The organism is Paracoccus sp. MC1854 (assembly GCF_014164635.1).
Lineage (GTDB): Bacteria > Pseudomonadota > Alphaproteobacteria > Rhodobacterales > Rhodobacteraceae > Paracoccus.
This window is the reverse complement of record NZ_JACJFU010000038.1, coordinates 1-19158: the sequence shown is the minus strand read 5'-3', so window position 1 is coordinate 19158 and position 19158 is coordinate 1. Positions and strand designations below refer to the sequence as shown.

The 19158-nt window shown below is 64.3% G+C and carries 20 protein-coding genes; 6 read left to right on the top strand and 14 right to left on the bottom strand.

Annotated features, from left to right (window positions below; translation table 11 throughout):
* Positions 1-454 precede the first annotated feature (454 nt).
* Positions 455-1603, top strand: a complete 1149-nt coding sequence (locus tag H5395_RS15820) for an HWE histidine kinase domain-containing protein (protein ID WP_182793521.1) — start codon at positions 455-457, stop codon at positions 1601-1603.
* Positions 1604-1852: 249 nt separating this feature from the next.
* Here the strand turns inward: H5395_RS15820 and H5395_RS15815 are convergent, their stop codons facing one another.
* Positions 1853-1999, bottom strand: coding sequence for a hypothetical protein (locus H5395_RS15815; RefSeq protein ID WP_182793520.1), 147 nt, complete (start codon positions 1997-1999; stop codon positions 1853-1855).
* Between the two features lie 183 nt (positions 2000-2182).
* Here H5395_RS15815 and H5395_RS15810 point away from each other — a divergent pair, with 183 nt between their 5' ends.
* The 3 genes from H5395_RS15810 (at position 2183) to H5395_RS15800 (ending at position 4426) form a co-directional block, all read left to right on the top strand.
* Positions 2183-2548, top strand: coding sequence for a hypothetical protein (locus H5395_RS15810; protein WP_182793519.1), 366 nt, complete (start codon positions 2183-2185; stop codon positions 2546-2548).
* A gap of 146 nt (positions 2549-2694) precedes the next feature.
* A complete protein-coding gene (locus H5395_RS15805) occupies positions 2695-3129 on the top strand; it encodes a LexA family transcriptional regulator (RefSeq protein WP_182793518.1) in 435 nt (144 codons plus the stop codon).
* Between the two features lie 4 nt (positions 3130-3133).
* Positions 3134-4426, top strand: a complete 1293-nt coding sequence (locus H5395_RS15800) for a Y-family DNA polymerase (protein WP_182793517.1) — start codon at positions 3134-3136, stop codon at positions 4424-4426.
* A 3-nt stretch (positions 4427-4429) separates the two neighbouring features.
* Here the strand turns inward: H5395_RS15800 and H5395_RS15795 are convergent, their stop codons facing one another.
* The 6 genes from H5395_RS15795 to H5395_RS15770 form a co-directional block, all read right to left on the bottom strand.
* Complete coding sequence (locus tag H5395_RS15795; RefSeq protein ID WP_182793516.1) at positions 4430-4858, bottom strand: type II toxin-antitoxin system VapC family toxin; 429 nt, start codon at positions 4856-4858, stop codon at positions 4430-4432.
* Entirely contained in the window at positions 4855-5100 is a 246-nt protein-coding gene (locus H5395_RS15790; protein ID WP_182793515.1) for a plasmid stabilization protein, read from the bottom strand. Before H5395_RS15790 ends, H5395_RS15795 begins: the two co-directional genes overlap by 4 nt.
* Before the next feature lie 513 nt (positions 5101-5613).
* Positions 5614-6384, bottom strand: coding sequence for a TerC family protein (locus H5395_RS15785; protein WP_370576481.1), 771 nt, complete (start codon positions 6382-6384; stop codon positions 5614-5616).
* A 130-nt stretch (positions 6385-6514) separates the two neighbouring features.
* Positions 6515-7774 (bottom strand): TRAP transporter large permease, encoded by a 1260-nt coding sequence (locus H5395_RS15780; protein WP_182793514.1) that lies wholly within the window; start codon positions 7772-7774, stop codon positions 6515-6517.
* Between the two features lies 1 nt (position 7775).
* Positions 7776-8366, bottom strand: a complete 591-nt coding sequence (locus tag H5395_RS15775) for a TRAP transporter small permease (protein WP_182793513.1) — start codon at positions 8364-8366, stop codon at positions 7776-7778.
* A gap of 4 nt (positions 8367-8370) precedes the next feature.
* Complete coding sequence (locus H5395_RS15770; RefSeq protein WP_220495084.1) at positions 8371-9369, bottom strand: TRAP transporter substrate-binding protein; 999 nt, start codon at positions 9367-9369, stop codon at positions 8371-8373.
* 351 nt (positions 9370-9720) lie between these two features.
* On the opposite strand from H5395_RS15770, the gene H5395_RS15765 reads away from it, so the two are divergent.
* Positions 9721-10731, top strand: coding sequence for a LysR substrate-binding domain-containing protein (locus H5395_RS15765; RefSeq protein ID WP_182793512.1), 1011 nt, complete (start codon positions 9721-9723; stop codon positions 10729-10731).
* Positions 10732-10737: 6 nt separating this feature from the next.
* On the opposite strand, the gene H5395_RS15760 is transcribed toward H5395_RS15765, so the two are convergent.
* The 5 genes from H5395_RS15760 to H5395_RS15740 all read right to left on the bottom strand — a co-directional run bounded on the left by H5395_RS15760 (position 10738) and on the right by H5395_RS15740 (position 15127).
* The gene (locus H5395_RS15760) at positions 10738-11490 is read right to left on the bottom strand and encodes an SDR family NAD(P)-dependent oxidoreductase (protein WP_182793511.1); all 753 of its coding nucleotides are present in this window, start codon (positions 11488-11490) and stop codon (positions 10738-10740) included.
* 34 nt (positions 11491-11524) lie between these two features.
* Entirely contained in the window at positions 11525-12559 is a 1035-nt protein-coding gene (locus tag H5395_RS15755) for a transketolase family protein (protein ID WP_182793510.1), read from the bottom strand.
* Positions 12556-13407: a transketolase gene (locus tag H5395_RS15750; RefSeq protein WP_182793509.1), complete on the bottom strand. Its 852-nt coding sequence runs from the start codon at positions 13405-13407 to the stop codon at positions 12556-12558. Before H5395_RS15750 ends, H5395_RS15755 begins: the two co-directional genes overlap by 4 nt.
* Before the next feature lie 364 nt (positions 13408-13771).
* Positions 13772-13909: a hypothetical protein gene (locus tag H5395_RS15745; protein WP_182793508.1), complete on the bottom strand. Its 138-nt coding sequence runs from the start codon at positions 13907-13909 to the stop codon at positions 13772-13774.
* 237 nt (positions 13910-14146) lie between these two features.
* Positions 14147-15127 carry an IS110 family transposase gene (locus H5395_RS15740; protein ID WP_182793507.1) on the bottom strand — a complete coding sequence of 327 codons (981 nt, stop codon included), beginning with the start codon at positions 15125-15127 and terminating at the stop codon, positions 14147-14149.
* Positions 15128-15862: 735 nt separating this feature from the next.
* On the opposite strand from H5395_RS15740, the gene H5395_RS15735 reads away from it, so the two are divergent.
* Positions 15863-16750: an ArdC family protein gene (locus H5395_RS15735; RefSeq protein ID WP_182793506.1), complete on the top strand. Its 888-nt coding sequence runs from the start codon at positions 15863-15865 to the stop codon at positions 16748-16750.
* 257 nt (positions 16751-17007) lie between these two features.
* On the opposite strand, the gene H5395_RS15730 is transcribed toward H5395_RS15735, so the two are convergent.
* Together H5395_RS15730 and H5395_RS15725 are read right to left on the bottom strand one after the other, a co-directional pair.
* Positions 17008-17811 carry a hypothetical protein gene (locus tag H5395_RS15730; RefSeq protein ID WP_182793505.1) on the bottom strand — a complete coding sequence of 268 codons (804 nt, stop codon included), beginning with the start codon at positions 17809-17811 and terminating at the stop codon, positions 17008-17010.
* Complete coding sequence (locus tag H5395_RS15725; protein ID WP_182793504.1) at positions 17811-18578, bottom strand: AAA family ATPase; 768 nt, start codon at positions 18576-18578, stop codon at positions 17811-17813. The genes H5395_RS15730 and H5395_RS15725 overlap by 1 nt, the downstream gene beginning before the upstream one ends.
* Positions 18579-19158 lie beyond the last annotated feature (580 nt).

The following is a 19158-nucleotide window of genomic DNA, read 5'->3' as shown; positions in this document are numbered from 1 at the left end:
GCAAGCTCGACGGCAACGGTGCAGACAAGACCGGTCGTTGCAGTAGCATTTGTCATTGCGGCCTCCATCACTGGCGAAGGCCCAAAGCCTACGCCCTCGGGAACAGGACGCGCATAGCATCTACAACAACAACCACCCGCACTCAGGGTTGAAGATGCGCTCGCCACGCGAGTTCATCGCAGCTCAAACCGCAACCGCCTGAGTGTCCGGCGAAACGGGGGCAAGACCAGAACCTTCATGACAAGCTTGCGTCCGACGAACCCTGACCGCGTTCCCCACGGCCTCTGTCTTTTGCCTCCGAGGCCAGCAACAGATCATGGAGCCTTGTGCCGGGACTGATTGCCGGGCCGTGGAATTTCGACGTAAACGATAACGGACATCGGCTCGGGGGTGGCGACGCTTGCCGCCTCAGGGCGTCGCCCGGAGCGGAGCTGTTCAGAGATCATGTTCGGCAATGACAGTGAGATGCTTGACCGTGGACGTTGAAAACGGATGCGATCAGGCGGGCACCGGAGCCCCGCCGAGCTGGATCGAAGCCGATAGGCTTGCCGCGCTTCTGCGCTATGGCATCCTCGACACTCCGCCCGAACCCGAGTTCGACAACATCACCCGTGTTGCGGCACTGATCTGCAAGGCGCCCATGGCGGTGGTCAACCTGGTCGCGGACACCCGCCAGTTCTTCAAGTCCGAGATCGGCCTGGGCGTCCGCGAGATGCCGCTCGACGTGTCGATTTGCGCCCGCGCGATCCTCGAGCCGGAAATTCTTGTCGTCCCGGATCTGGCGGACGACCGGCGGTTCGACTGCAATCCGCTGGTGACCGGGTCCCCGCACCTGCGGTTCTATGCCGGCGCCCGGCTGGATACACCTGAAGGGCTGCCGCTCGGCACTGTCTGCGTGCTGGACTACCAACCCCGGCCAGAAGGGCTGACAAGCGAGCAGCAGGAGGTGCTGCGCGCCCTCGCCCGCCAGACAATGGCGCATCTGGAATTGAAGCGGACGATCGAGGCACGCGACCTGCTGGCGCGCGAGCTGTCCCACCGCATCAAGAACGTCTTCAGTGTCGTCAGCGGTCTGGCGTCTGCTTCGGCCCGCGACGGCGACGCACGCGCGTTCGTCACGGCGTTCCGGGGACGCATCGGTGCGCTTGCACGGGCGCACGACTATGTTCTTCCCGGCAGCTTCTCGGCCCGGAACGAGCGCGAAAGCACGGTAAGGGGCCTGCTGAAGGTGTTGCTGCATCCCTACGACGAGGACGGCAGGCGGATCCGGATCACGGGCGATGACCTGCCGCTGGGGCAGTCCGCCGCGACGACGCTGGCGCTGATCCTGCACGAGCAGGCGACGAATGCCATCAAGTACGGGGCTCTCTCGAACGCAGAGGGCCGGGTGCTTGTCGACTGCCGAAACGGGGGAGAAAGCTTCGAGATCGCGTGGGAAGAACAGGGCGGTCCGCCGACGGCGGGTCCTCCGCTCGCGACAGGCTTCGGCACGACGATGGTGTCGAGCGGCATCGACAGTCTGGGCGGCACCATCACTGCTGAATGGGCAGCGCAGGGCCTGCAGGTGACGCTTTCAGTGCCCGTGAGATGCCTGGCAGGATGAGCATACCTGTCTGCTCATGGCATTCCCTCAGCAGCCGGGTCGTCACCGCCACAAGATCGCGTTCGGCAGATGCAGGCTGCGCGCAGCCTGACCTAGCCACCGCAATACTCTTCCGATCCTTGTTGGGAACCGGATCGCCACCGCGATCTTGACCCTTCGCAAATCTGCCGCGTAAACGTCTGATCTTCCCTCCAGTGTGACAAGGGAAAACTCGGCCCCGTCTCGCGCGGGGCTTCTTGTTGCAAGGTATCACCTGCGGCCTGCCTGTGCCTCTGCCAGAAGATCGGCAATCCTTTGCAACTCGGCCATCCGCAGTCCCGGATGGGTGAGCGCCGCGCCCCTGTTCCACGCGGCCTCCATCAGCACCCCTTTCGGGTGGCCGTCACAGGCCAGCATCAGCGCCTCGATCACCGCCGGATCGCGGCGCGGATCATGCGCCTGCGCCCGTGCCGCCGCGCGACGCAGGACATCGAGCGCCGCAGAGCTTTGCCGAGGTCGGCACCCGCATCGCCACCGTGATCTTGACCCTTCGCAAGACCACTGTATGATTGAAAATCCGCCTTCTGTGACGGAGGAAACATGCAAACCCCGACTTATATCCAGAACGGCAATGTCTTTCAGGCTGCGATCGCTTACCCGGACGGGCGAGTGGAAGCGATCAAGAGTGACCAGGACCAACCGGCCCTTTTCCAGAATGCACAAGCAGCCGAGCAATATGCTGCCCACCAGATTGTGGATGCACCCAGAGAGCGCAAGAAGTACGCCGCGTTTATGCTGGTTCTCACCATCATCAGCAGTGGCTTCACCCTGTATCTTGTTGGTGTCAGCAGCCCCACTCTCGTTGTCTGTGGTCTTGCCATTGCATATGTGGGCCTGGTCGTCGGAATGGTGTGGCGTCAGGCCAATGCCGATCTGCGAACGCTATCCGCCCATCCTTTCGCATAGCCACTGGACTGGTCTCCGATTTTCCTTCCTGCAACGGAGGAAAACTTGGCCTCGCTTCGGCGGGGCTTTCTTTTGCGATCATCACAGGTCTTGACGAACAGCAGGCGGTAGGAACTATGCTCGTGTTCACGTCTTGTTCTCAGGCCATGTCATTTGATCTTCAACTTCTGACCGTCACGCTGATCGACCGCGATATGCCTCTGGCCGCCATATGGGTGCCAGCGGGCTTTCCTTCGCCTGCGGCGGACGATCTTGAGGAAACCGTTGATCCGATGAAATGGGTCGTCCGCCACGAACACGCGACCTTCTGGTGGCGCGTCTCCGGCGACAGCCTTGAGGCCGAAGGCATCCTGGACGGCGACCTGATCGCGGTGGACCGGGCAGGACGGCGGCGCAGCGGGCGCATCGTGCTGGCCCTCGTTGATGGTCAGATCACCGTCAAGAAGCTCGCCAAGCGGGACGGCACCTGGTTCCTGGACCCGCGCGCCCGCAGCGATGGATACGAGACGATCCCGGTCTCCGAGACGACCGAGATCTGGGGCGTGGTGGCAGGTGTAGTGCGCCGCCTGCCCGTCGAATAGGGCCATGCTTGAGGCATCCGACAAGCCGATAGTCCTGATCGACTGCAACAATTTCTATGTGTCCTGCGAGCGGCTGTTCGACACTTCGCTGCACGGCATCCCCGTAATCGTCCTCTCGAATAATGACGGCTGCGCCGTTGCGAGGTCTGACGAGGCGAAGGCTTTGGGGATCAAGATGGGGGCGCCCGCCTTCAAGATGCGCGACTTCATGGAGCGGCACGGCGTGAAGACCCTGTCCTCCAACTACACGCTTTATGGGGACTTATCTGCACGCGTGACGCAGGTTCTGCATGGCTACTCGCCGCGCCTCGACGTGTATTCGATCGACGAAACCTTTGTGGACCTGTCCGGCTTTGGCGATCGCATGGAGGCGCACGCCGCCCGGATGCGCCAAGCGGTTCGCACCCAGGTAGGCATCCCGACCTGCGTTGGCATCGCGCCCACAAAGACTCTCGCCAAGCTGGCGAACTATGCTGCCAAGAAGAACCCGATCTTCGGGGGCGTCTGCAATCTCATGAACCCCCAGGTGCGGGACTATGTGATGAGCCGCATTCCCATCGGGGAGATATGGGGCGTCGGTCCCGCAACCGAGGCCAAGCTGATCGCCCAGGGCGTCAGAACCGCGGCCGCGTTGCGCGACCTGCCAATGGGCTTGTCCCGCAAGATCGGCACGGTTGTGCTGGAACGGCTGGTGGCGGAGCTGCGGGGCATTGCCTGCATCGACTTCGAGGATGTGCCGCCGCAGAGAAAGGGCATGGCCGTGACCCGATCCTCGGGCACGCCCATGACGATATTCGACGTTCTGGCGCAGGCCATCGCCGCCCATGCGACCCGCGCGGCCGAGAAGCTGCGCCAGCATGGCCTTGTCGCCGGAACGCTGACGGTCTTTTTCCACACCAACCCGCACAAGCCGGATCGCCCGCAGCACTCCGCTTCGCGCAGCGTGCGCCTGCGGCCCATGTCCAACCACACCTTCGACCTGGTGGATGCCGCCGTGTCTGCCGCGCGCCGAGGCTGGCGGGGCGATCCGTCCGGCAACGGCTGCGGCTATACCAAGGCCGGGGTGATCCTCGATGATCTGCTGCCTGAGGCCCACCGGCCGGCCATGCTCTTCGAGCCTGACCGGCCGCGCGATGCGCGCCTGACGGACGCGCTCGATGCGATCAACGACCGCTTCGGCAAAAAGACGATGGTGCTGGCGCGCGAGGGCTTCGCGGGTGAGTGGCGCTTGCGCGCCGATCACCGCTCGCCCCGCTACACCACCAGGATCAGCGAACTGCCGACCGTGCAGGTGTGAGGGTCAAGGCTGATAGTCCCACGGGTTGATGACCTCGATGCGCATGGCCTCGAATGGTCCCGTGTCGCGGGTCGCGATCTTCGCTTCTCTTTGGGCCGCGACAATCGCACCGATCTGTCCATCGGCATGTCCGATGGTGATGCCGCGTTCCCGCGCGGCCGCCACGCGCGACGCATAGAACTGCGAGGCGGTCACATCATAGGGGAGAACACGACCATTGAAGTCGTCCTGCAAAATGGCCTCGATGGTGCCGATCAACCGGGCCCTCCGGTCTCCGGCTGGCAGAATGAAGGCGCCGAACAGCAGCTCTTCCGCCGTGACGGCCGTGATAAAGAGATCACCCGGCTCCTGGGCATCAAGCCACGCCATGACGCGCTCATTTGGGACAGGTTTCTGGACCTCCGACAGAACATTGGTGTCGAGGACGATCATGAAAAATTCGCCGCCTCACCTACCGTCTTGTCGCGCTTCAGGTCCAGTTCATCACCAATCACGCCCGTGCTCTGGAACCTGGACCGGAGTTGCTGGCCGAAGCCGCCCGTGTGCTTGGCGACATAGGAGTTGACCAGGATGGCGCGGGCTTCCGCCTCGATGCTGCGACTATTGCTGGCAGCTTGTCGCCGCAGGTGGTCGTGGACCTCATCCGGCAGGTTGCGAATGGTCATGTTCCCCATGGCTTGCTCCTGTGATGTCACATTAACAGAAATGCTATCATGCGGCCTGTGATGGCACAACAAAGAGAATGATAGCGTTAAGCCGCATCCCGTCCCTTGGCCGAGACCGCGCTCTAGGCTGCGGCCGGCTGCACCGGCCTTCGCCCCGAGCCTGGACCCCTGCCCCTCTTTTGCGGCTTTTCCCGCGCCGCCCGTCTCGGCCCTTCGGGTGACGATCGCTTGCGGGATAGCCCGGTTGTCCAGCCTCGCGCCGACCCGACCTTAGGAGGGGCGGCGTGGGGCCGCAGCAGGCCCGCGCGAGACCCCAGGGATCGAGCAAGCATCTGTCTTGAAGCGCAAGGTCTGAAACCTCACGATGAGCCTGACCGGACCGGAGACCTCCGATACTCGGAGGTCTCCGGTCAGGCGGCGTCGACGCTCGAGATGCCCGTCTACTGCTATCTTGGGCGCAGGTGGGTGGCGCCATGGATCGAGAGCCGCCGCCAACCTGCGGCGGCCGGGCTCCCCAATCGTCTAGGCGCGATCCCCCTCGGTTTCCGCCGCCTCTGCCGCGCCGGAGTTCCTGCGCCGGGCGATGATGTTGAGTCCCTCGACAAAGGCCGAGAAGCCCATGGCGGCATAGATGTAGCCCTTGGGCACGTGGAACCCCATGCCGTCGGCGATCAGCGACATCCCGATCATCAGCAGGAAGCTGAGCGCCAACATTACGATCGTCGGGTTGCGCTCGATGAAGTTGGCCAGCGGCGTGGCCGCGACCAGCATCACCGTGATCGAGACGATGACCGCGATATACATGATCGCGAGGTGGTCGGTCATGCCGACGGCGGTGATGATCGAGTCGACCGAGAAGACCAGATCGAGCAGCAGGATCTGGAAGATCGCGCCGCCCAGCGACGCGCTGACCGCACCGCCGACGACGTTGTCCTTGTGATCGACCGGATCGACGGTGTGGTGGATTTCCTTTGTCGCCTTCCAGACCAGGAACAACCCGCCCGCGATCAGGATCAGGTCGCGCCAGGAAAAGGCATGGCCGAAGGCCGTGAACACCGGCTCGGTCAGCCCGACGATCCAGGCGATCGTCGCCAGCAGGATCAGCCGCATGATCAGCGCGGCGCCGATCCCCAGCCGGCGGGCCTTGACCCGGTGCTCCGCCGGCAGCTTGTTGCTGAGGATCGAGATGAAGATCAGGTTGTCGATGCCGAGCACGACCTCCATCGCGATCAGCGCGGCCATCGCGATCCAGCCCTCGGCCGTGAACAGGAAGTCAAAACTGAGTTCAGGCACGGCGCGTCTCCTTCAGGGGCCACCCAACAATCATGTGCGCCACGTATCGTTTAAAAAAACATGACGGTGCCGGAAAGGCCACGACGGCGCCTCATGCCAGAAGGCGCCATCGTAGTTCGGACGCAACGACTTAGTAGATCGTCAGCGCCGGGATGTAGGTAACGGCCAGAAGGACAGCCATCGCCACCAGGAAGAAGGGCCACAGCTCGCGCGTGGTCTCGCCCAAGCTGGCTCGTGCGATGGATGACGAGATGAACAGGGTCGTCCCGATCGGTGGCGTGTAGAGCCCGATCCCGAGGTTGATGATCATGATGAGGCCCAGTTGCACCGGGTCGATGCCCATCGCAGCCGCCAGCGGCACGAAGATCGGCCCCAGCAGCAGGATCGCCGGTGGCAGGTCGAGCGGCATCCCCACGATCAACATCAGGATGTTCAGCGCCAGCAGGATCAGCCATTTCGACTCGATGTTGGCCGTCACCCATTGCGCGACCTGCGTCGGCACCTGCCCGAAGGTCAGCAGCCAGCCGATCACCGCGCTGCCCATGATGACCAGCATGACCACGCCGGTGGCGACCCCGGCCTCGATCATCGAATCGCGGAAGCGTGCCCAACTGAGGTCGCGGTAAAGCATCAGGCTCAGCGCCAGCGAGTAAAGCACCGACAGCACCGCCACCTCGGTCGGCGTGGCGAAGCCCAAGCGCAGGATCACCACGATCAGGATCGGCAAGGCAAGCGCGGGGGCCGAGCGCAGCGCCAGCTTCAGCAGCGCGCGCCGGTCCGGCTTCTCGGTCGAGACGGGATAGTTCCGCTTGCGCGAGATCCCCCAGCAGACACCGACGAACCCTGCCGCCATCAGCAGCCCCGGCAGGATGCCGGCGGTGAACAGGTCGCCGACGCTGGCATTGCTGACCAGCGCATAGATGATCATCGGGATCGAAGGCGGAATGAGGATGTCGATCACCGCCGAGGTCGCGTTGTTCGCGGCACAGAGGCCCGCCGGATAGCCGCGCTTCTTCTGCCAGGGGATCAGCACCGATCCCAGCGCCGAGGCATTGGCGACCGCGCTGCCCGACACGCCGCCGAAGGCGACCGAGGCGACCACGGTGGTGGAAAGCTCTCCGCCCCGATAACGCTTCATGCCCTCGGAGGCGAAGTCGAGAAGCTCGCGCCCCAGCCGCCCGCCCATCATCAGGGCGCCGGCCAGCATGAAGAAGGGCAGCGCCAGCATCGGGAAGGACTGGGTCTGGTCGAACATCTGCTGAGCCACGACCATCAGGGGGACGACGCCGTTCCACAGGACCGCGGCCGCGCCTGCGATGATCAGCGCGTGCCCGACCGGGACCGCCAGGATCATCAGCGCGATAAAGACGAGAACAAGGACAAGGGTCATCTCAGATCTCCTTGAAGGTCGCGCGGTAAGCGGCTTCGGGGCCGAGGATGCTGATGCGGATCGACGAGGTGATCGTCACCAGGCTGACGAGGCCGAGCCCGAGAGCCATCGACCAGTAGCCGTGGCTTCCCGACAGTCCCAGAACCGGGCTGCGTTCGGCGCTGGCGATGTCGGCAAGGCGCAGCGCCTCGCGCAGCAGAACCGTATAGACCACCACAATGATGGCATTGCCCAGCAGCAGCAGGTTGCGGCGGCCCCTTGGGCCCAGCTTGCTTGGCAGCCACTCGACGGCCATGTGGCCGCCCGCCTGTGTGGCAAGGACGATGCCGCCGACGATGAACCACGGGAAGATCCGCTCGGGCAGTTCCTGGGCGGCCCGGAAGCCGCCCGTCTCGAACACATAGCGCGCCCCCACGTTCGCCGACAGGATCACCGTCAGCGCGATCCCGGTGACGAGGACGAGGAAGCGGCAGAAGGCGGCCACGACGCGGTCCACCAAGTCGGCCAGCGCCACCGTCCGCGCCTTGCCAATCGGCACCCCGAGGGTGTCACTCTCCGCTTGCGGGTGGCGGGCATCGCGATCCGCGGCCATTATCTCAACCCCCGTTCACGGCGGCGACGACTTCGTCGACAAAAGCGCCGATCTCGCCCGCGCGCCATTTCTCGACGACGCTCTGACTGGCTTGCTGGAAGGCGGCCCGGTCCACTTCCGTGACGGTCAAGGCCGGGTTCGCCCTGAACTCCTCCAGCAGGGCGGCGGCAGTCTCGGCCATCAGCCGGCGCTGCGTCTCGCCCGCGTCGCGCGCCGCCTGCCGGATGATCTCCAGTTCCTCGGGCGACACCTTGGCCGTAGCCATCACGGACATCAGGAATGGGGTGGATTCCCACTTGTGGCCGGTCAGGTTGATGAAGGGGTTCACCTCGTAAAGCTTGGCGCTGGCGATGTTGGCGAGCGGGTTTTCCTGCCCGTCCACGACGCCCTGCTGCAAGGCGATGTAAAGCTCGCCAAAGGGGATCTGCTCGGTCGCCGCGCCGAAGGCCTGGAAGATGTCCACGGTGATCGGATCGGCAGGGGTGCGGATCGTCTGCCCCGACAGGTCCGCGGGCGTCACGACGGGCTTTTCGGCGGTCGTGGTGTGGCGCAACCCGTTGTCCCACCAGTCCAGGACCTCGATGCCGAGGTCAGCGAACTTCGCTTCGAGCTGGTCGCCAATGGGTCCCTCCAGGACCTTGTAGGCAGCGGCTGCGTCCTCGAACAGGAACGGCAGCCCGATGGCCGAAAGCTCGGGCACGAGGCCCGAGGACGCGCCCTGGCTGTTCGCCGTGAAGTCGAGCGCGCCGGTGCGCAGGCTGGTCAGCATCGACACGTCGTCGCCGAGTTGCTCAGAGCCTGCGATGTTGACGGTCACGTTTCCGCCGGTGCGCTCAGTGACGAGGCGCGCGAATTCTTCGGCAGCGACACTGCGCGGGTTGCCCGGCGCGGCGCCGTGGCCGAGCGTCAGGGTCACCTGGGCCAGGGCCGGCGAGGCCGTCATCAGCAGGACAAGCGCCGCGGCACCCTTGAGCAGGCTGCGACGGCTGGTCGGGTAGGTCATTTCATTCTCCTCCATGAATTTGCCGGCCATGATCTGGTCTCCACACCTCGGAGCAGGGTGCAGCGGCTTTCCGGGCCGGCTGGAAAGCCGCGGGTCGGGCCGTTCGGGGCGTTGGCGCGCAGGCTTTTCTTGCCTGCCGCTGTCTCGGTGGCCTGCTCGCGCCGCGATGGCGCGTCGTCATGCATTCCGTGCTGGAACCTCTCCCCGCGAGCTTGGTGTGGCAGTGACGGGCTCCTCTCCGTCAGCGTGCCTTGCTCGCCCTATCATTCTTGCCGATGCGGCCCCGAGGTGACAATCTCGGATTCTTAACCGCCTCTTAAGCGTGGCTTCACAGGACCGGCGAAGAATTCGATGATCCGCGACCTCAATCTCAACGCCCTTGTCTATTTCGAGACCGTGGCCCGGCTGGGGCGCGTGACGAAGGCCGCTGAGGAACTGGGCGTCTCGGCTTCCGCCGTCAGCCAGCAGATCCGATTGCTGGAACAGCAGTTCGGCGTCCGTCTGTTCCGGCGCCACAAGCAGCGGCTTTCGCTGACCCTGGACGGGGACCGGCTCTACCAGACCACGACCGAGGCCTTCCGGTCGATCCGGGACGTGCACACGGCGATCGTCCGCCAGCGCGAAAGCCATCACCTGAACCTGCGGGTCAGCCCCTCGTTCGGGGTGCGCTGGCTGGGACCGCGGCTGGCCAGCTTTGCCGCCGCGAACCCGCAATGGGACCTGCGCATCGACGCGACGCCGGATTTCACCGACTTCGACACCGAGGTCGTCGACGTGGATCTGCGCTATGGGGCAGGCGACTGGTCGGGCCTGCATACGGAATGCATGGTGCGGGACCTGGTGTTGCCAATGTGCAGCCCGGATTATCTTGCCGGCCTGCACAGGCTGTCAGACGACCCGCACGAGCAGTTGCGGGCCGCGCGGCTGATCGACAGCGTCAAGACGCTTATCCGCTGGGACGCCTGGCTGCCCCGCAACGACATCGTGGATGTGAAGCGGGTCTATGCCTATCGCTTCGACCGCTCCTCCATGGCGATCCAGTTCGCCAAGGATGGGGGCGGCGTGGTGCTCGACAGCGCGACGCTGGCCGGGAACGAACTGAAGGAAGGATCGATGATTCCGCTGTCGCCCGCCTTCGAGGTCATCGACATCCCGGCCTACTGGCTGGTCTGTCCCTCGCGCCACCTGTCGCGCCGGATCGTGCGGATCTTTTCTGACTGGCTGCGGGTGGTAGGCCGCGAGCACAACGATGAAGCGCGCGACCTGCTGCTGCGCGCGGGATGCCGGATCAGGGACGAGGACGAACCCGCACCCCTCGCGATCGGCGGGGAGGATGCGGGTGGTGGTGTTTCGTTGTCCTGAAGGCGGTCAGTGGATGAGCGAGCCGCCGTTCACATCGACCTCGGTGCCCGTGCAATAGGCGGAGATGTCCGAGGCCAGGAACAGCGCGCAGCCGGCGACGTCGATCGCCTCGCCCGCGCGGCCCATCGGGATGCCGTCCAGCACCGCCTGCTGCATCTCGGGCGTGAGCTTTCCGGCGGTGATGTCGGTGGCAATGAAGCCGGGGCAGATGGCGTTGACCCGCACGTTCGCAGGCGCAAGTTCGCGCGCCATGGCCTTTGTCAGACCCAGCACGCCCGCCTTGGCAGCCGAGTAATGCGGCCCGCCGAAGATGCCACCGCCCCGCTGCGCCGACACCGAGGACATGTTGACGATGCTGCCCGACTTCTGCTGCCGCATGGTGGGGATCACCGCCTGGCTCATGTAGAGCGTGCCGCGCAGGTTCACGTCCAGCACCGCGTCATAGTTCTCGGGCGCGATGTCCATGATCTTCAGCGGCTGGGTGATGCCGGCGTTGTTCACCAGCACGTCGATGCGTTCCCAGCGATCCAGCAAGGCGCGCACGGCAGCCTCGCAGGCAGGTTTGTCCACCACGTTGCAGGCAAGGCCCACATGCCCCTCGCCCAGATCCTCGGCCGCCTCAGCTGCGGCATCCGCATCCAGATCGAGGATGGCGACCGTGGCGCCATGCTCGGCGAACAGCCGCGCCGTCGCCTTGCCCAAGCCCCGTGGCGAGGCTGCCCCGGTGATGACCACGAAACGTCCTTCAAGAAGGCCCATGCCGTTCTCCTCCCTTGTGTGCTGATGGTGGCTCTCAGAGCCAGCCCTTGATCTGTTGGGCCACCTTGCCGACCGAAATCCCATACATCTCGTGCAGCGTCGGCAGCGCCCCGGCCTCGAGGAACTCGTCGGGCAGGCCGATCTGACGGAAGCTGGGCGTCACCCCCGCTCGCAGCAGCGTGGCCGCGACCGCCTCGCCCAAGCCCCCCACGACCGTGTGGTTCTCGGCGGCGACGACCAGCCTTCCGCCTCGGCCCGCCTCCGTCAGGATGGTCTGGGTATCGAGCGGCTTGATCGTCGGCACATGCAGCACCGCCACATCCACGCCATCCGCCGCCAGCAACTCGGCCGCGTCCAAGGCGCGCATGGTCATGAAGCCCGACGAAATGACGAGGACGTCCCTGCCCTCGCGGATCATCTGCGCCTTCCCCAGCCGGAACTGGTAGTCCGGCTTGTAGCGGGTCAGGACCGCCGGCACCTTGCCCCGCAGCAGCCGCGAATAGACGGGTCCGGGATGGTCGGCCATCGCCTGCACGGACTGGCGGATGTCCACCGCGTCGCAGGGGTCGATGATGGTCATGTTGGGCAGCCCCCTGAAGATCGCGATGTCTTCGGTCGCCTGATGGCTGGGGCCGTAGCCGGTCGTCAGGCCCGGCAGGGCGCAGACCAGCTTCACCGGCAGGTTCTCCTCGGCGATGGCCATGGCGATGAAGTCATAGGCCCGGCGCGAGGCGAAGACCGCATAAGTCGTGGCGAAGGGGATGAAGCCCTCGCGCGCCAGCCCCGCGGCCGCCGAGACCATCACCTGCTCGGCCATACCCATCTGGTAGAAGCGGTCGGGAAAGGCCTGCGCGAAGACATGCAGGTCGGTGTATTTCGCAAGGTCGGCGGTCAGGCCCACGATCTCGGGGCGTTGTCGCGCAAGCTCGATCAGGGCGTTCCCGAAGGGCGCGGCCTCAGTCTCGTAGCCTTCGGCGGCCAGAGAGGCGATCATGGCGGACGTGGCCTGCCGCTCGCCCTCGGGCAGCCGGCGCGGTTCGTATTTGCGGGCCATCGAGGCGAGCGTCATTGCGGCTTTCCTTCTTCCAGAACGGCCAGCGCCTTGGCCCACTCATCGGGCTCGACGCGGACGAAATGCGTGATCTCGCGCGTTTCAAGGAACGGGACGCCCTTGCACATGCGGGTGTCGAAGATGATGGCGCGTGGCCGGGGCTCGCTCAGCCCGCGGGCCGCGTCGAAGGCCGCGACAACGGCGTCGAGGTCGTTCCCGTCCACGCGCTGGCAGTGCCAGCCGAAGGCTTCCCACTTCTCGGGCAGCGGCTCGGCGCTGAGCATCTGCGTCGACTTCCCGTCCGCCTGCTGGTCGTTGAAGTCCACCAGGCAGATCAGGTTGTCCAAGCGGTGGTGCGCGCCCGCCATTGCGGCTTCCCAAGTCGAGCCCTCGCCCAACTCGCCGTCCGACATGAGGTTGTAGACGAAGGCGGGGTTCCCCTTGCGCTTCAGCCCCATTGCCATGCCGACCGCAATCCCCAGTCCGTGGCCAAGGCTGCCACCGGTGATCTCCATTCCCGGCGTATAGGAGGCCATGCCCGACATGGGCATGCGCGAGTCGTCCATGCCGTAGGTTTCGAGTTCCGCTTCGGGCAGGATACCCGCCTCCATCAGCACGGCGTAAAGCGCCATGGCGTAATGGCCGATCGACAAAAGGAAGCGGTCGCGCCCTTCCCATTCGGGATCGTCCGGCCGGTAGCTCAAGGCGTGGAAGTAGGACGCGGCCAGCACGTCGGCCACGCCGAGCGCCTGGCCGATATAGCCCTGCCCCTGCACCTCGCCCATCAGCAATGCCTTGCGGCGGATGTTCCATGCCCGCCGCGGCAGCGACACATTCGATCGCCGCGCCAAAGACCCCTCGTCCATGTCTTCCTCCTGGTGAGGCGCGCCGTTCCGTCGGCTCGCCCCAACAGGAAGCATTCGAAAGACCTCCGTTACAATCAGGAAATCTTAACGAGTTATGAAGTTGAACTAATATGGAGGTGATTTCTTGAAACGGGCAGCCATTCCATCCGGCCACTCATTCGCCATGCATTGGTGACAGCCTGTCCTCTGGGACGGCGCTGGATCGCGCCCTCTACCTTGATCTCAGTCAGGACAGAAGGCGGCGGGTGCAGAACCACAGAGTCCGGCGTCCCCCGGATGCCTTTCGTCCGCAACGTGGCATCGACGCGGGCGAAGATCCCCGCCTGCCAGGCGAGTTCGCGGTCGTGGCGTGGAACCCAGTATTTCACCCGGTAGGTGATCCCGCGGGGCCATAGCTGAAGACCTGCACCTCCGGCAGCGAGCCGGTCATCAGCGCGGGGATCGGAACCAGCGCCTTCTCGATCATCACACGCACCTCGGCGACCGGCAGGTCTCCTGGCATGGTCAGGTCGACATAGTCGCGGTATTCCTAGCGAGGCGCTCTGAAATTGGTGATCCTCTGGCGCGCCAAATGGCGACTTTTGCTTGCTCTACAGCCCGCCGCTCCGCGCCGCCGCAAGTCGGCTGTCGCCCCGCAGGGCGAAGCGGGCACGGCAGCGCCAACCCGTCTCGCAACCGCAGCGAGGGGCAGCTTGGTCTCGCACTGCTGAGCTCGGGCACCACGCGGCCAAAGGCCGGTTCAGGGCGGGGTCGCCGACCAGGCCCTGCCCTCCTTCAGCAAGGTGTTCGCAAGGATCAGAAGCTTTCGCATGACGGCTGTGATCGCAACCTTGAACGGCTTGCCTGCCCTTCGCAGACGTTCGTAGAACGCCTTGAAATCACGGTTCCACCGTACCGCGCTGACGCTTGCCATGTAGAGGGTGTTCCGGGCCAAGACCCGCCCGCCGCGGATCGTCTTCCTTCCCCTCATCATCCCCGAATCCCGGTTCATAGGTGCCAGTCCGGCAAGGGCCGCGACCTCGCCCGCATTGGCGCTGCCCAGCTCTTTCATCTCTGCCAGAAGCGTCGCCGCTGTTGTCGGGCCGATGCCGGGGATTGACGTCAGGATGGCGTAGCGCCGCGCGATCTGCGGGTCTGCCTTCAGACCCGCCTGCAACTCGGCATCAAGAAGGTCGCAATGTCGTCGGCAGAGGGCAATCCGCTCGGTCAGAAGGTCTTTCACGATGTCTGACGTCGCCTCTGCGCATTGGTTCTCCAGCACGAAACGCTCGTTGATCACCTGGCGCCGGGCGACGACGATCTCTCTGATCCGAGCCATTGTTGCTGAGGACGGTTCGGTTGGCGCAGGCTTCATGATGGTCGCGAACCGGGCCAAGACTTCGGCGTCAATCTCGTCCGTCTTGGCAAGACAGCCAAGCACATCCGCGAACCGCCTGGTGCAATAAGGGTTGACGAGCGCGACCGAAATGCCCGGCTCATGCAAGGCGGTATGCGCCGCGCGATGATACCGGCCGGTCGCTTCCATCACCACGAGCCCGGCGGAATGGGCCAAGCAGCACGTCAGAAGCTTGCCGATGCCCGTGGCGTCGTTCCCGACACGGACACGTTCCCCCATAGGGTGCAAAAACACGTCGAGCCACGTCTTCCTGACACCGACGCCAACCATCACCGCTTCTGATGGGGTCTGATTGGTCGTCGCCTTTCCTTTTATCCGGGACATCAAAGACTCCCTTTTATCTGTTCAGGCCCAAAACCGTTGAAGGGGGCCGACCCAACTTGCTCTCGGCTCTGAAAACCCAGGGCCTGACGGTCCAATCCCCACCCGAACTTCCCACATCGCGGGTGGCTCGGGGAGACGTTCCGCTGGCGGTCACGTCCCACGGCCAAAATAAAAGGGCCTGTGGTCAACCGGGCGGGCAGTTGCTGGGCCACAGCCAGACCTTTCCACAAGGTGGCTCGCTTTCCTTCGCTCTGCGTCGGGCGCGTTCAGCTCGCCGCCATGCAAGGCCCGCCGCCAGACAGGGGCGGCAGGCTGGATAGCTCTGGCCGAGGAAGATGATGCGGAGATCCCCGCGCAGGCGCGGTGATCGGGGGCAAAGGCGCGTGGCAGCGCCTGGCCGGGGGATTCGGACAAGCCGAACGCCCCTGCCCTTCCTTGGGCCACGCGCGAAGGGCGCGTGTCCGTTCATGGGAACCGCCGGTTCCCCCACGCAAGGCCGTCCGCTTCACGGGGCGAAGAGGTTTCCCCGGCCTTCCTCCGCGCGTCGCGCTCCGTGCAGGCCGGGTGATCCCCCTCCCCTTCGCCCCTACGGACAACCTTGCGCGGGACCCCCTCCTGCCCTCGCCGGGAGGCAGGCTTTCAGGAGAGGCGCGCGCTTCGCGCTTCCTCGCCAGAAACCCCGCCCGATTATCCGGCACCAGACTGGCAAAGGGCTTCACCACAAGGAAGGCCAAAATGGCTGACAAGTTCGACCTTTACGCCCACGTCACCGACAGCATCATTGCCAGCATCGAGGCGGGCACCCCGGCATGGCGCAAGCCTTGGACCGGCGAGAAGGGCGGCGCACCCTTCCCGCTGCGGAGCAACGGCGAACCTTATTCCGGCATCAACGTGCTGATGCTGTGGCTGGCCGCCGACGCCAAGGGCTACCGCGCGCCCCGCTGGTTCACCTACAAGCAAGCCCGAGAGGCAGGCGGGCAGGTTCGGAAGGGCGAAAAGTCGTCCACCGTTGTCAAATACGGCACCTTTGAGCGCGAGGACGCTGACACTGGCGAGGAACGCCGCCTGCCCTACCTGAAAGCATACCGGGTTTTCAACGCCGAGCAGATCGACGGCCTGCCCGCCGAATACTACGGCACCCCGGCCGAACCCGTCCGTGACCTTGGCACCGCCGCCGACCCCGCCCTTGACGTTTTCTTTGCCGCCACGGGCGCGGACATTCGCACCAGCGACGAGCCGCAAGCCTACTACAACCCGGTTGCCGACTTCATCCACATGCCGCCGATCGCGACGTTCCATCACGCAGGCGGATTTTATGCCACCCTCGCCCACGAGGCTTGCCACTGGACGGGTCACGGAACCCGCCTTGACCGGCTTGGCCGCTTCACCGATCGCAAAGCCTATGCGTTCGAGGAGCTTATAGCAGAAATCGGCAACTGCATGACCTGCGCCCAGCTTGGCCTGACCCCCGACTGCGAGCAGTCCGGCGCTTACGTTCAAAGCTGGCTGCGCGCCTTGAAGGATAACAAGCGGTTAATTTTTAAAGCAGCCAGCGAGGCGCAGAAAGCCTCAGAATGGCTGATGAAAGGCCAGCGCGTCGAGGACGAAAGGGCGGCCGCATAAGCGGTCCCTATCCTCCGACCCGCGTCCCGCATCAAGCGGGGCGCACTCTCCGTCTAGGTAGGCGACGCTTGCTCCGGCTAAGGCCGGCCCAAGCGTCGCCATGCGCCTATACGGCGCTCGCAGCCGCTGGCGCGGCACCCCTCGCCCCCTCCAGCGCGCGGCCCACAGGACTGGGGGCGTCCGGCTTGCCCGAATCCCCAGAAGGCGCGATCTTCGCGTCTTTGTCGCTGAGCTCGCCCTACGCGGGGATCACTCCATCAGTAACCTGCGTTCGCCATCATCTCATCGAGGTAGGATGAGAAGCGCGCGCGCGTGTAGTGGTTCAACATCGAACGCAGGACGCCGAACCCCGCCGGGTCGAGCCGGGCTTCCATGTCGGCAATCTCTGCCGGTGTGAGCTGCACCCGCGTCTGCATGTGCCGCCGCCCAACGCTTTCCGGTCGATCCAGATGAACGTCGCCTGCCTTGATCGTCTTGAATTCACGCAGCAGTTCTGGCTTGAACCTGTTGAGGCTGTTGCGCAGCAGGGTCGTCGGTGGCAAGCCTACCGCCGCTGCCCATGTTTCTGCCCGCTTCGCTATGTCCGCGTGGATGCGAATAGTCAGCACAACATCGACATAGGCGTCCGTGCCCCCTGCACCTTCGGCCAGTGGCTCGACAGTGACTGAAGCCGCCACCTTGTCGCTGTCCGGTGCCTCCGTGGCGGGTGCGGTTTCCAGGCCGTGTTCTGCCTGCGCCAATTGCGGCGTCTTGCCATCAGGTCGATCGTGGGTGTGCCCTGCTTCCTCTGATTGTCGCGGTCGCTGTCGTGGTGATTTTCTAGTCGCGGATAGATCGTGAGCGGCCGCTTTTTCCGACCGAATGGTTGGATCGACGGGCGCGGGGTCTGCCGGCGGCGCCTCGGAGACTTCCGTTGGCCGCGCCGCCTCCAACTTCTCTCGGAGTTCCTTTCCAACCATATCAAATGGATTCGGCCTATCAGATGCGGGCTTACCGATTGTTTGGGTAAACTCACGGTCGCGCTTGAGTATGTGGCTGGGCCTTTTGCGCGGAAGGGACATCAGACAGCCTCCGCATCGGCCAGCATGGCTTCATCGAGAAGTTGCAGAACTGCATCCATTTCTTCGAGGGCGTTCGTCAGGTGGTTCTGGATGATGCCCTTGCGGGTGTTGTCGCGAATTTCTCCAAGCAGCCCTTCCCCATCGACCTGCTTGTAGGCTTTGCGCTCCATGATCGGTTCCTCGATCACCGGCATGGACCCGAATATCTGTTCAATGGCCTGCCTTTCGGTTGCGCTCGGTTCAACCGACACGGCGTTAATGACAACGCGATATTCCGGCACGCTCTGCGCATTTTTGACACGGCCTTTCAGGCGCTCGTGCCAGATCAGCGTCTCCATCGTTTCGGTATAGTCACCCCTGCCCGGCCGAACCGGCGCGACGATCAGGTGCGACTGCAGCACAACATCATCCAAGGCTTCGCTCGCGCCGCCGAAGGTGTCGATCAGGACCAGATGGTCGTGCTCAGGTTCGTTGTAGATCGCGTCGAGCCTGGCGGTGATCTCTGCCGGGTCGTAGGTGTGGATCACCTCGGCTCGGTCATTCCAGTTCCCGAGCTGCTTTGCGACCTTCATCCAGCCGTAGATGCTCTGGCTGCTGTCGGTATCAAAGACCGTTACCCGGTCGCCCCGCGCGATGGCGGCGCTTGCTAGCCCACGCACCAGGGTCGATTTTCCACAGCCACCCTTGCGGTTCATAACCGCGATTACGCGAATGCCCCTGCTCATCACTTTCCCTTCTTCCATGCGCTCGTGCGGTCCGGCACTCATGCGTTCTGGCGCTCCGTCACTCTGACACTCCGGCGTTCGTACAATCCGCGAGGATGCACTCTTGCGATCTGTCGATCAATCGCCCTTTCGCTGTGACGCTCGTTCGCTCTGTCACTGTGGCAATATGGCCCTCATGCGCTACGGCACTCTGGCACTCTGGCACTCTATCGATCTTTCTCTCTTCCAGGCTGACACTCTGCCAGGCTGACACTCTGGCAGTCTGACGCTATGCCAGTCTGACGCTATGCCCATCTGACGCTCTGGCAAACATACTATCTGGCACTAATTTACAACTGACATTCTGTCAGTGTGACACTCTGTTCCTCTAACAAGCTGGCGTTCTGGCAATATGGCAGTGTTTCACTAGGTCGGAGTGTCAATCATACTGCATGACTCTCTGGCGGTCTGTCGGTCTGGCACTCAAAATGCACAGAGCCTCGCACAGCGAGCTTTAGAGCGCCTAACAAAACCGCCTCTCGTGCGTTAGGGGACATGAGCAAGCCCCTTGTATCCGATGATCTGTGGGCGGCGCTGGAGCCGTTGCTGCCGAGGCCGCGGCCCAAGCCCCAGGGCGGCCGTC